A 12,264-nucleotide genomic window follows, 5' to 3' on the forward strand; every position below is an offset into this window, starting at 1 on the left:
AACAACGCTTCGGGCAAAAAAAACGCTCCAGAAGGAGCGTGTGTATCAACGACCGAACAGGTCGCGTTTTTTAGGCTTAAATGCCTGGGCTATGACGACGGCTATCGCCACCACAAGGTAAGCGGCAAAGATCCCCAACAGCCATTGTGGCATCTCCAGCGTTAAAAACGACCACTGGCGTTCGGCGCAATCACCGGATGCCACAAACACCTGCGGCAGCCATTTACCCAACGGCAACCAGTCTGGAAAGCGCGCCATAAAGTCACAGGTCATGAACGGCGAGGGATGCAACTGAATCATCGTATGTTCATACGCCAGTTGTAGACCCCGCCAGGCGCTGTAAATCCAGATAACCATCGCCACGTATCGCAGCGGCGTTTTCGGCGCTATTGCGCCGACCAGACCCGCGCCCATCACGCCAAACAGGGCGCAACGTTCGTAAATACATAGCACGCAAGGTTTAAGTAACATGACGTGCTGGAACCACAGCGCCACCATTTCCAGCGCCAGGGCGGTAAACGCCATCAGTAACCATGCGCCCCGACCCCGTGAGCACTGGTTTAAAAATCGCAACATAATAATTTCCCTGCAACATGCGTAGAGACCGCAGTGTAAACCAATTCAATTCGTGCGCCACTAGCGGGAAATGAAATAATGTGTAATTGGATAATTATCAGGCAAAAATCGGAGCCGGGCGGTGTATTGCCCGGCCAAACGTTACGAAAGCGTTGCTAACCATCCTGCCTGAGTCATCCATTCGGTGGCCGGCGCAAGAGTGAATTCGACGCACAGTAGCCCTATCAGGGTCAGTACGATAGTGTACGGTAACGCCATCCAGACCATACGGCCATAGGAGAGACGGATTAACGGCGCCAGCGCGGAGGTCAGCAGGAATAAGAATGCCGCCTGACCATTTGGCGTCGCTACCGATGGCAGGTTAGTACCGGTATTGATGGCCACAGCTAACAGCTCAAACTGTTTTAAGCTGATTGCGCCGTTTTCCATTGCCGCCTTCGCTTCGTTGATATAAATGGTGCCGACAAAGACGTTATCTGAGATGGAAGACAACAGGCCGTTAAAGAGATAGAACAGCGTTAGCTGCGCGTGTTCAGAGGCTTGCAAGACGAACTGAATAATCGGCGCGAAAAGATGTTGATCGATAATAACCGCCACAATGGAGAAGAAAACGGTTAACAGCGCAGTAAACGGCAGCGACTCGGTAAACGCTTTGCCGATGGCGTGTTCATCGGTTACACCCGTTAACGCGGTGGCCAGAATAATGACCGACAGACCAATCAGTCCCACCTCCGCGAGATGGAGGGCGAGGGCGGTAACCAGCCAGACGCCAATAACCGCCTGGACTATTAGTTTAATTTTATCCTGGCGGGTGCGCTTCTTACGGCTTTGATCGTCGAATTGCTGCAAGACGTCGCGGACTTTTTCGGGCAACGTTTCGCCATAGCCAAACCAGCGCATTTTCTCGACCAGCATACAGGTTAACAGTCCACATATCAGTACCGGGACGGTGACAGGCGACATCCGTAAAAAGAAGTCGCCGAAATGCCAGCCAGCCGCTTTAGCGATGATCAGGTTTTGCGGCTCCCCGACCATGGTCATGACGCCGCCCAGCGCCGTCCCCACGCCCGCATGCATCATCAGGCTACGCAAGAATCCGCGGAATTGCTCCAGCACCGTTTTGTAATGCGGATCGATATGGCTGTCGTCCAGCATATCGTTCTCTTCGCCGCGCGATGAGGCCACACGATGGTAAATCCCGTAAAAACCGACGGCGACGCTGATCACCACTGCGACGACGGTAAGCGCGTCAAGGAAAGCCGACAAGAACGCGGCGGCGACGCAAAAGGCCAGCGACAGAACCATCTTCGAGCGAATACTGAGTAACAGACGGGTAAAAATAAACAGCAATAACTGCTTCATAAAGTAGATGCCTGCCACCATAAACATCAGCAGCAGCAAGACTTCCAGGTTGGCGGCAACCTCTTCACGTACATGGGCGGCGCTGGTCATGCCGATGATGACGGCTTCAATGGCCAGTAACCCGCCGGGCAGCAGGGGGTAACACTTTAACGCCATCGCCAGGGTGAAGATAAACTCTGCCACCAGTAGCCAACCGGCAACAAAGGGATTAGCTAAGAAAATAAATGGGTTAACAATTAAAAAGACAAGTAGTGCCAGTTTGTACCAGTCGGGCGACTGTCCTAAAAAGTTGCGCCACATGGCGCGACCCCATGAGATCTCCATGAAATTTTTCCTTACCTAGAAAAATGAAATAGCGTTTTTATGTTTAAACACAGAGAGTAGCGAGCGCGACGAATGCAAGCAAGTCCTTAACGATATTGGCAGGCGATATCAGAAATGGTGCCTTGATCCCCTTTTTCTTCATTGCGTCCGCTATCAGGTGTTACGCCCGTCTGGTATGATGAGTACAACTATGTTTTGCTGTGTAATGGAAATCTCACTATGGTCATTAAGGCGCAGAGCCCGGCGGGTTTCGCGGAAGAGTATATTATTGAAAGTATCTGGAATAACCGCTTTCCTCCTGGCACGATCTTACCGGCAGAACGAGAACTCTCCGAACTGATCGGCGTGACGCGCACGACATTACGCGAGGTGTTACAGCGGCTGGCGCGAGATGGCTGGCTGACCATTCAGCATGGCAAACCGACAAAGGTTAATAATTTTTGGGAAACGTCAGGGCTGAATATCCTTGAAACGCTGGCCCGCCTTGATCATGAAAGCGTTCCGCAACTGATCGACAATTTGTTGTCGGTGCGTACCAATATTTCTACTATCTTTATTCGTACCGCGTTGCGTCAACACCCGGATAAGGCGCAGGAAGTGCTGGCCACAGCCCACGAAGTGGCCGACCATGCCGATGCATTCGCCGATCTGGACTATAACATCTTTCGTGGTCTGGCATTCGCCTCCGGCAATCCTATTTACGGCTTGATCCTGAACGGCATGAAAGGGTTATACACCCGCATTGGTCGCCACTATTTCGCCAATCCGGAAGCGCGCAGTCTGGCACTGGGTTTCTATCATAAATTATCGTCGTTATGCGAGCAGGGCGCGCACGACCAGGTGTATGAAACGGTGCGACGTTACGGGCATGACAGCGGCGAGATTTGGCATCGGATGCAGAAAAATCTGCCCGGCGATTTAGCGATTCAGGGACGATAATCCCGCGATGCCCGGTAAGCGCAAACACTACCGGGCAGCATCTCGATTACAGCGTGTTCATGCGCGGCGGACAACGCTCCAGCAGTTCTACGCTGCCATCCTCATTTTGTTGCTCCAGCATCACATCAAAGCCCCATAACCGATGCACATGTTTCAGCACCTCTTTGCGGCCTTTATCCAGCGGCGCGCGGTTATGCGGGATATAACGCAGCGTCAGCGATCTGTCGCCACGTAAATCCACATTCCAGACCTGAATATTCGGCTCCAGGTTGCTCAGGTTATACTGTGACGACAGTTTTGATCGAATCTCCCGATAACCTTCTTCGTTATGAATGGCGGAGATCTCCAGATAATTATGCCTGTCATCATCAAGTACCGTGAAGAAACGGAAATCACGCATCACTTTTGGCGACAGGAACTGGCTGATAAAGCTTTCATCTTTAAAATCGCGCATGGCGAAGTGCAGCGTTTCCAGCCAGTCGGAACCGGCAATATCCGGAAACCAGTATTTATCTTCATCCGTGGGCGACTGACAAATACGTTTGATATCCTGGAACATGGCAAAGCCGAGCGCATAGGGGTTAATTCCGCTATACCAGGGGCTATTATAGGGCGGCTGAAATACGACATTGGTATGGCTGTGTAAAAACTCCAGCATAAAGCGTTCCGTCACTTTGCCTTCATCATACAGATGGTTCAGGATGGTGTAGTGCCAGAAGGTCGCCCAGCCCTCGTTCATGACCTGCGTCTGTTTCTGCGGATAAAAATACTGGCTGACTTTACGCACGATGCGCAGAATTTCGCGCTGCCACGGCTCGAGCAACGGGGCGTTTTTCTCCATAAAATAGAGCAGGTTTTCCTGCGGTTCAGCGGGAAAGCGGCGTGCTTCGGCGACAGTTTTTTCTTCCTCGCGTTTTGGCAGCGTGCGCCACAGCATATTCACCTGGCTTTGTAGATACTCTTCCCGGCTTTTTTGTCGCGCTTTCTCTTCCTGCAACGAGATTTTCTGCGGGCGCTTATAGCGATCGACGCCGTAATTCATCAGCGCGTGGCAGGAGTCGAGCAGTTTTTCTACTTCATCCACTCCGTAGCGTTCTTCACAGCGGGTAATGTAATTTCGGGCGAAAATCAGGTAATCGACGATAGAGCTGGCATCCGTCCAGCTCCGGAAGAGATAATTATTTTTAAAAAAGGAGTTGTGTCCGTAACAGGCGTGCGCCATGACCAGCGCCTGCATGGTGATGGTGTTTTCTTCCATCAGGTAGGCAATGCAGGGATTAGAGTTGATCACAATTTCATAAGCCAGTCCTTGTTGACCATGCTTATACAGACGTTCCGTCTCAATGAACTTTTTGCCAAACGACCAATGCGGATAGTTGATCGGCATCCCGACGCTGGAGTAGGCGTCCATCATCTGTTCGGAAGTGATGACTTCAATTTGGTGCGGGTAAGTATCCAGTTGGTAGAGTTTCGCCACGCGGTCTATCTCTGCCAGATAGACATCCAGCAGATCAAATGTCCAGTCGGGTCCATCGCTCAAACGTGTGGTGTCCTTGTTCATGGAATCAATCGTTGCCATTCGCGCACCCTCATTGTTGGCGACGCTCTCTGTATGGAGCGCCTCCTTTCAAGCATAGAACACCATGTTAAAAAACGACTTGATCGTGAAAACTTTTCTTTGCGATTTCCTCCACATTGAACGGCAAAAAATCGGGTATTGGCATCATTTTATGCTGTATAGCCATGCCGCGTAGCAGGAGATCCCAAACCAGTGGGATCGCTTGTCTTTAGGGTATATGTGAAGCACGTCACCATAAAAAAGTCATATGTTGAATAATATTTTCATCTGGGTTATCAAGATGTAATCAGAAGATTGTTCTTTTACTATTAACGGAGTGGCTATGCGAGTTGTCATCCTGGGGAGTGGCGTAGTTGGCGTGACCAGCGCCTGGTATTTGAGTCAGGCGGGGCATGATGTCACCGTCATCGATCGCGAATCCGGCCCGGCGCAAGAAACCAGCGCGGCGAATGCCGGACAAATTTCACCGGGATATGCGGCGCCCTGGGCGGCCCCTGGCGTACCGCTGAAGGCGATAAAATGGATGTTCCAGCGCCATGCGCCGCTGGCGGTGCGTCTGGATGGCACCCCGTTTCAACTGAAGTGGATGTGGCAAATGCTGCGTAACTGCGATACCCGGCATTATATGGAAAATAAAGGCCGCATGGTGCGTCTGGCGGAATATAGTCGCGACTGTCTGAAAACGCTACGCGCCGCGACCGGTATCGAATATGAAGGCCGCCAGGGGGGAACGCTGCAACTCTTCCGCACCGCGCAACAGTATGAGAACGCCACCCGTGATATCACCGTGCTGGAAGATGCCGGGGTGCCGTATCAGCTCCTGGAAGCCAGCCGACTGGCGGAAGTTGAACCCGCTCTGGCTGAGGTTGCGCATAAATTAACCGGCGGACTGCGCTTACCGAATGATGAAACTGGGGACTGTCAGCTCTTTACCCAGCGTCTGGCGCGCATGGCGGAGCAGGCGGGCGTAACCTTTCGCTTTAATACTCCCGTGGAAAAATTACTGTACGAAAATGATCAGATTTACGGCGTGAAATGCGCCGATGAGATCATTAAAGCCGATGCGTATGTCATGGCGTTTGGATCGTATTCGACGGCGATGCTTAAAGGCATTGTTGATATCCCGGTGTATCCGCTGAAAGGCTATTCATTAACCATCCCAATCGTCGAGCCAGACGGCGCGCCGGTATCGACGATTCTTGATGAAACCTACAAAATCGCTATTACGCGTTTTGATAAGCGTATTCGCGTGGGGGGAATGGCGGAAATCGTGGGCTTTAATACCGACTTACTGCAACCGCGCCGCGAGACGCTGGAGATGGTTGTGCGCGATCTCTTTCCGCGCGGCGGTCATATTGAGCAGGCCACATTCTGGACCGGCCTGCGCCCCATGACGCCGGACGGCACGCCGGTAGTAGGACGCACCCGTTATAAAAATCTGTGGCTTAATACTGGACACGGCACGTTAGGCTGGACGATGGCCTGCGGTTCAGGCCAGTTGTTAAGCGATATCTTGTCGGGTCGTACGCCAGCGATACCCTACGACGATCTGAGCGTGGCGCGATACCGTTCCGATTTTACGCCCACCCGCCCGCAACGTTTGCATAGCGCGCATAACTGATAAAGGAAGTGAAATGACCCGCCCTATACAGGCCAGCCTTGATTTACAGGTAATGAAACAAAATTTGGCTATTGTGCGCCGGGCGGCCCCAGAGGCGCGCGTCTGGTCGGTAGTGAAAGCCAACGCCTACGGCCACGGTATTGAACGCGTCTGGAGCGCGCTGGGCGCCACAGATGGTTTCGCTATGCTCAACCTTGAAGAGGCGATTACCCTGCGTGAGCGCGGGTGGAAAGGGCCGATATTGATGCTGGAGGGGTTTTTCCATGCGCAAGACCTGGAGGCGTATGACACTTATCGGCTGACCACCTGCATCCACAGTAACTGGCAGTTGAAAGCGCTGCAAAATGCGCGGCTTAACGCGCCGCTGGATATCTATGTCAAAGTCAACAGCGGCATGAACCGACTCGGTTTTCAGCCTGAGCGGGCGCAGACCGTCTGGCAGCAATTGCGGGCAATGCGCAATGTCGGTGAAATGACCCTGATGTCACATTTTGCTCAGGCCGATCATCCGGAAGGTATCGGGGAGGCGATGAGACGTATTGCGCTGGCAACAGAAGGCCTGCAGTGTGCATACTCGTTATCAAATTCGGCAGCGACGCTGTGGCATCCCCAGGCGCATTATGACTGGGTCAGGCCAGGCATTATTTTGTACGGCGCGTCGCCGTCAGGACAGTGGCGGGATATTGCCGATACCGGACTAAAACCCGTGATGACGCTGAGTAGCGAAATTATTGGCGTGCAGACGCTGAGCGCGGGTGAAAGGGTGGGCTATGGCGGAGGGTATTCTGTGACTCAGGAACAACGCATTGGCATCGTCGCGGCGGGTTATGCCGATGGTTATCCACGCCATGCGCCGACCGGGACGCCCGTGCTGGTGGACGGTATCCGTACCAGAACAGTAGGCACCGTTTCAATGGATATGCTGGCGGTGGATTTGACGCCGTGTCCGCAGGCGGGAATCGGCACGCCGGTTGAATTATGGGGCAAAGAGATTAAGGTCGATGATGTCGCCTCTGCGGCAGGCACGCTGGGCTATGAGCTACTGTGCGCCGTAGCGCCGCGCGTGCCGTTTGTGACAACGTAACCTAACTCAGGCTAAGGCGTCGACCGGTCCACCTGGGGGCGGGTCGACGTTGTCCGGCGACCTTATTCTGCTTCGTCTTCGGCGACGCGTACCCCAATCTTGCGTACCACGTTATCTTCTTTTTCAGCTACCGTCCAAATCATGCCGCCAAACTCCACCTGATCGCCGACGACCGGCGCAGCGCCCAGCAGTTGCTGTATGATTTCACCCAGGGTTTGTTGTTTATCCCGGTATTCCGTTCCTTCTTCCAGCCCGTAGATAAGCGCCACGTCGGCGAATTTCGCATTCGCTTCGAGGATAAAATCGCCAAAGAAACGCTGATCTAACGAAACCGGCGGCGACTGGCTAAACAATTTGCCCAGCGCTGGCAGATCGCGCTCCCGGCCAATCAGGCAGAGTACGTCGCCTTCCTGCAGGCGAGTGCTACCCGTGGGGTGAAACAGTTCATTATTGCGAAATAGCGCGGCAATGCGGGTTTCGTTCGGCATATGCAGGTCGCGCAACGCCGCGCCGACGCACCATTTGTCGGCGCTCAACTGATAGATGAATTGTTCCCACGGATTATCAGGATGGATGTCAAGCCCCACGCGCGATACTGGCCAGCCAACCGGAGGCACGACCACTTTGGCTCTTTTCGCCGCCCATGACAGCGATGTTCCCTGCAGGAGCAGCGACACCAGTACCACAAAGAAAGCGACATTAAAGAACAGGCGAGCGTTTTCAAGCCCGGCCATCATCGGGAAAACGGCGAGAATAATCGGCACCGCGCCGCGCAGTCCGACCCAACTGATGAAAATGCGCTCCCGAAGATTGAAGCCGCGAAATGGCAGCAGGCCGGTGAACACCGACAGTGGGCGGGCGAAGAAAATCATCCAGATGGAGAGAATAAGCGCAGGGACGGCAATCGGCCACAGATCGGAAGGCGTCACCAGCAGCCCCAGGACCAGGAACATCGCGATCTGCGCCAGCCAGGCCAGTCCGTCAAAGTTTTGCAGGATGCCGTAACGGTTGCGAATCGGGCGGTTTCCTAACAGGAATCCGCACAGATAGACCGCGAGAATGCCGCTGCCTTCAAGCGCGGTCGTCAAGGCAAAAATCAGAATACCGCCGCTGAGCGCCAGCATCGGATACAGGCCGCTGGGCAGAGAAATACGGTTGATCATCTGCTGTAGCAGGTAACCGCCGCCCAGGCCAAAAACAATACCGAGACCGAACTGCTGGATAATATGGACGGCAAACATCCAGTCCAGGCCGGTTTCATGTTTCTGGATCATCTCAATTAATGTAATGGTCAGAAAAACGGCCATCGGGTCGTTACTTCCCGATTCGATCTCCAGCGTAGAGCCTACACGTTCGTTTAGCCCTTTACCGCCAAGCAAAGAAAAGACCGCTGCGGCGTCAGTGGAACCGACTATCGCGCCGATAAGCAGACCTTCGATAAGATCCAGATGAAACAGCCAGGCGGCCATCATACCTGTTAACCCCGACGTGATCAGCACGCCGAGCGTCGCCAGCGACAGCGCGGGGCCCAGCGCTACCCGGAAAGAGCTGGCCTGGGTGCGCATGCCGCCATCGAGTAAAATAATCGCCAGCGCCAGGTTACTGACCATATAAGCGAAAGGATAATTATCGAAAGGAATACCGCCAATGCCATCCACACCCGCTAACATCCCAATGGCGAGGAAAATGACCAGAATCGGGATACCCAGTCGCGATGAGAATGAACTTAACAGGATACTGCTGGTTACAAGGATGGAACCTAAAATAAATAGACTAATAATTGTTGCAGCATCCAACGTTTTATATCTCCTGACTCACACGACTTCGTATTATTTAACATTAACATAATAACGGCCAGGGCAGCGTTTTACTTAGCCTGTCGGGGACTTTTTTTACAATTGCAGCGTAGGATGACCAGATAAAGTGAGTTGAGTCCCCTGGCGCGTATTTTTAAGCGTCGCGTTTGCCCCGATAGGGAGCGTCACCGTACGCTGTTCATGCCCGAAGTCGAGACCGGTAATCAGCGGAACGGACAGACGAGAACGTAAAAACGCGTAGACGCTCTCCAGAGAATAGCCGGCGTCATACTCGTTGGGCGCCGCGCCGCTAAAGCTGCCGAGAACGATGGCGCTCTGGCGGTTTAAAATTCCGGCGTACTCCAGTTGCAAAAGCATACGCTCCACCCGGAAAGGATGCTCATTGACATCTTCCAGCACTAAAATTCCTTTATCGATAGTCGGCATCCAGGGCGTACCGATAAGGGAAATCAACATCGCCAGATTTCCGCCCCATAAGGTGCCTTGTACGTCGCACTGAGGGCCGTCACCTTGCCACTCTACGGTAAATTGCGCCTTGCGTAGCGCCAGCCAGAAATGTTGCTCGGTGAACGTATTCAGCGTTTCGGCACCAAAATTTGCCGCCAGCATAGGACCGCTAAAGGTGATGACATTGGCCTGCGCCAGGAGCCCAGCCTGAATCGCCGTAAAATCGCTATGACCGCAAATCAGTAAGGGATTGCGCTGTTGCCTGGAGGCGAGCGACTGCCAGTCGATACGATCCAGCAAGCGGCTGGCGCCATAGCCGCCGCGAACCGGCATGACAATCGTATCCGGCGAAGTTAGCGAGGCCAGCGAATTAACATCGGCCAGCCGTTCCGCGTCCGTACCGGCAAAACGCTGATAGCGGCGACGAATCACCTCGTCATTCTCCACCTGATGGCCCGCGTCAGTCAGGCGCTGAACGCCGCGTAACGCGGCCTGTTGGTTAATACAGTAGCCCGAGGGGGCGATTAAATGAAACAGAGACATGGTAATTCCTTGCTGACAATAGAATGCAAATGTATATCATGCCGCATATATTAGGCGATGTCCCTCGTTGTGCGACGTTTCTGGATGCGCACCAGGGAGGCAACCTAAGTACCTGGCCGGGGCGGTATGACCTCTTCGGCAGATAAGTTACGGCTATAAGGATAGATGACGTGAAATTAAGATGGTTTGCTTTTTTGGTAGTAATACTCGCTGGCTGTAGCTCAAAACAGGATTACAGGAATCCGCCGTGGAATGCCGAAGTGCCTGTAAAGCGTGCGATGCAGTGGATGCCCATCAGTGAAAAAGCCGGGGCGGCATGGGGGGTTGATCCGCATTTAATCACCGCGATTATCGCCATTGAATCCGGCGGCAACCCTAACGCGGTCAGTAAATCCAATGCGATTGGCCTGATGCAGTTAAAGGCGTCGACCTCCGGGCGCGACGTTTACCGTCGCATGGGCTGGCGTGGCGAACCGACCACCAGCGAGCTGAAAAACCCTGAGCGTAACATCTCAATGGGCGCGGCGTATCTGAGCATTCTGGAAAATGGGCCGCTGGCCGGCATCAAAGATCCGCAGGTGATGCAATATGCGCTGGTCGTCTCTTATGCTAACGGCGCAGGCGCGTTATTGCGTACTTTTTCATCCGACAGGAAGAAGGCGATAGAAAAAATTAACGATCTGGATGCGGACGAGTTTTTTGAGCATGTTGTTGATAATCATCCCGCGCCGCAGGCGCCGCGCTATATCTGGAAGCTTCAGCAGGCGCTGGACGCCATGTAGTTTAGTGTGAAGATTATTCTCGCACTTTATTCGCTCTTTCTCGGGCCTCGCGCTCAAGCGAAAAAATAATCCGCTGCAACTCCCGCTCCACCGCCGGGCTAACGTTAAGGAAACGAAAGCTCAGGCGGGGAGTGGTGATCGTTTCATTTTTCCCATCAATCACCTTACGCTCGCTGATGGCGATAAGCTGGGCGTCAACGTGAAAAATCCCCCATTGCCCCATGTTCAGTTCAACCTGCGAAAAGCGCGCGCCTTCTGTTAGCCCGTCGGGGATGGCGGATTCCAGTAGCGCGCCCATGCCGCCCAGGGAAAGATCAAACAGGCGAAAACGTAACGTACGGGTGTCCGGTAGCGTGGTGACGCCGTAATAAGGCGGATACAGCGGCGCGCCAATGCGAAAATACTCCCGGCGCTGGACAAACCACAGTGACGACGGCAGGGGCGTGATAAAGGCCGGCAGCCGCTGATATTCACCTGTAACGAGTTGCGGCAACGTGAACTCGACTTTTGCGCCCTGCGTTTCTGCGATAATGGCTACCTGCCCGGCACGTAATACGGCGCTATTTTCATATTCCTGGCTGCCGTAATCTACGATGAGTTTTTCCGGGTCTACCGCCAAAATTTTACTGATGAATTGACCATGCGCCCATGAAATACGCAGTGGAACCTGATTTTTATTTAAATCCCGTAGCACGCCTAATATCGCTAATGGATTTTTTTTCAGGAACTGCTCATTGTAACCACTCACACGAAATAACCCCTGATACGCAGACTATCGTTGGGTTATCGGCATCGGTAGAAAGAACTTAATAGCGATAAATAAATTTTTATGTCCGCGAGATAAATCAGTGTTCAGAAATGCGACGCTCGACTTTGCCTATACTTAAAACGTTTTTACTGGAAAGAGGGTTTGCAAATGGGAATTATCGCCTGGATTGTTTTTGGTTTGATTGCCGGCGTTATCGCCAAATTGCTTATGCCGGGGCGCGATGGCGGGGGATTTATCCTGACCTGTATTCTCGGTATCGTCGGGGCGGTCGTTGGCGGATGGCTGGCGACGATGTTTGGTATTGGCGGCAGTATCAGCGGCTTTAATCTGCACAGTTTCCTGGTCGCCGTGGTGGGTGCGATCGTGGTGCTGGTGATTTTCCGCCTTCTGCGACGCGGCTAACCGCTGCAAAACGTGTAAG

General features: G+C 53.2%; 10 protein-coding genes and 2 pseudogenes. 6 read left to right on the forward strand and 6 right to left on the reverse strand.

The genetic code is table 11. The features are described 5' to 3' along the window. Window positions 1-45: 45 nt before the first annotated feature. On the reverse strand, window positions 46-576 hold the full coding sequence (gene dsbB / locus NAZ64_RS00195) for a disulfide bond formation protein DsbB (RefSeq protein WP_000943475.1): 531 nt from the start codon (window positions 574-576) through the stop codon (window positions 46-48). A gap of 141 nt (window positions 577-717) precedes the next feature. Then, on the reverse strand, window positions 718-2,262 hold the full coding sequence (gene nhaB / locus NAZ64_RS00200; protein WP_020898840.1) for a Na(+)/H(+) antiporter NhaB: 1,545 nt from the start codon (window positions 2,260-2,262) through the stop codon (window positions 718-720). A 219-nt stretch (window positions 2,263-2,481) separates the two neighbouring features. On the opposite strand from nhaB, the gene fadR reads away from it, so the two are divergent. After that, window positions 2,482-3,201 (forward strand): fatty acid metabolism transcriptional regulator FadR, encoded by a 720-nt coding sequence (fadR, locus tag NAZ64_RS00205; protein ID WP_000234826.1) that lies wholly within the window; start codon window positions 2,482-2,484, stop codon window positions 3,199-3,201. 46 nt (window positions 3,202-3,247) lie between these two features. On the opposite strand, the gene NAZ64_RS00210 is transcribed toward fadR, so the two are convergent. Continuing rightward, window positions 3,248-4,780, reverse strand: a complete 1,533-nt coding sequence (locus tag NAZ64_RS00210) for a SpoVR family protein (protein ID WP_000190832.1) — start codon at window positions 4,778-4,780, stop codon at window positions 3,248-3,250. A gap of 322 nt (window positions 4,781-5,102) precedes the next feature. On the opposite strand from NAZ64_RS00210, the gene NAZ64_RS00215 reads away from it, so the two are divergent. The 3 genes and pseudogenes from NAZ64_RS00215 to NAZ64_RS00225 all read left to right on the forward strand — a co-directional run. Next, a complete protein-coding gene (locus tag NAZ64_RS00215) occupies window positions 5,103-6,401 on the forward strand; it encodes a D-amino acid dehydrogenase (protein WP_080250811.1) in 1,299 nt (432 codons plus the stop codon). A 13-nt stretch (window positions 6,402-6,414) separates the two neighbouring features. Beyond that, a complete protein-coding gene (gene dadX, locus NAZ64_RS00220) occupies window positions 6,415-7,485 on the forward strand; it encodes a catabolic alanine racemase DadX (protein ID WP_000197903.1) in 1,071 nt (356 codons plus the stop codon). Window positions 7,486-7,517: 32 nt separating this feature from the next. Next, a pseudogene (locus NAZ64_RS00225) lies at window positions 7,518-7,610 on the forward strand (hypothetical protein); the annotation flags it as partial. Here the strand turns inward: NAZ64_RS00225 and NAZ64_RS00230 are convergent. Both NAZ64_RS00230 and ldcA read right to left on the reverse strand, forming a co-directional pair. Then, window positions 7,566-9,281, reverse strand: a pseudogene (locus NAZ64_RS00230) (potassium/proton antiporter); the annotation flags it as partial. The pseudogenes NAZ64_RS00225 and NAZ64_RS00230 sit on opposite strands and share 45 nt — an antisense overlap. 96 nt (window positions 9,282-9,377) lie before the next feature. Then, window positions 9,378-10,292 carry a muramoyltetrapeptide carboxypeptidase gene (gene ldcA / locus NAZ64_RS00235; protein WP_023242519.1) on the reverse strand — a complete coding sequence of 305 codons (915 nt, stop codon included), beginning with the start codon at window positions 10,290-10,292 and terminating at the stop codon, window positions 9,378-9,380. 170 nt (window positions 10,293-10,462) lie between these two features. Between ldcA and emtA the strand changes: the two genes are divergently transcribed. Beyond that, window positions 10,463-11,074, forward strand: a complete 612-nt coding sequence (emtA, locus tag NAZ64_RS00240) for a membrane-bound lytic murein transglycosylase EmtA (protein WP_000776974.1) — start codon at window positions 10,463-10,465, stop codon at window positions 11,072-11,074. 13 nt (window positions 11,075-11,087) lie between these two features. On the opposite strand, the gene ycgR is transcribed toward emtA, so the two are convergent. Continuing rightward, window positions 11,088-11,822, reverse strand: coding sequence for a flagellar brake protein YcgR (gene ycgR / locus NAZ64_RS00245; RefSeq protein ID WP_000017423.1), 735 nt, complete (start codon window positions 11,820-11,822; stop codon window positions 11,088-11,090). A 168-nt stretch (window positions 11,823-11,990) separates the two neighbouring features. Here ycgR and NAZ64_RS00250 point away from each other — a divergent pair, with 168 nt between their 5' ends. Further along, window positions 11,991-12,245, forward strand: coding sequence for a GlsB/YeaQ/YmgE family stress response membrane protein (locus NAZ64_RS00250; RefSeq protein WP_000511323.1), 255 nt, complete (start codon window positions 11,991-11,993; stop codon window positions 12,243-12,245). Window positions 12,246-12,264: the final 19 nt, after the last annotated feature.

The sequence above is a fragment of the Salmonella sp. A1325 genome (assembly GCF_056991255.1).

Bases quoted from the DNA above. Each gene is read 5' to 3' on its own strand.
- dsbB (WP_000943475.1), bottom strand. From the start codon at position 576: ATGTTGCGATTTTTAAACCAGTGCTCACGGGGTCGGGGCGCATGGTTA.
- nhaB (WP_020898840.1), bottom strand. From the start codon at position 2,262: ATGGAGATCTCATGGGGTCGCGCCATGTGGCGCAACTTTTTAGGACAG.
- fadR (WP_000234826.1), top strand. From the start codon at position 2,482: ATGGTCATTAAGGCGCAGAGCCCGGCGGGTTTCGCGGAAGAGTATATT.
- NAZ64_RS00210 (WP_000190832.1), bottom strand. From the start codon at position 4,780: ATGGCAACGATTGATTCCATGAACAAGGACACCACACGTTTGAGCGAT.
- NAZ64_RS00215 (WP_080250811.1), top strand. From the start codon at position 5,103: ATGCGAGTTGTCATCCTGGGGAGTGGCGTAGTTGGCGTGACCAGCGCC.
- dadX (WP_000197903.1), top strand. From the start codon at position 6,415: ATGACCCGCCCTATACAGGCCAGCCTTGATTTACAGGTAATGAAACAA.
- ldcA (WP_023242519.1), bottom strand. From the start codon at position 10,292: ATGTCTCTGTTTCATTTAATCGCCCCCTCGGGCTACTGTATTAACCAA.
- NAZ64_RS00250 (WP_000511323.1), top strand. From the start codon at position 11,991: ATGGGAATTATCGCCTGGATTGTTTTTGGTTTGATTGCCGGCGTTATC.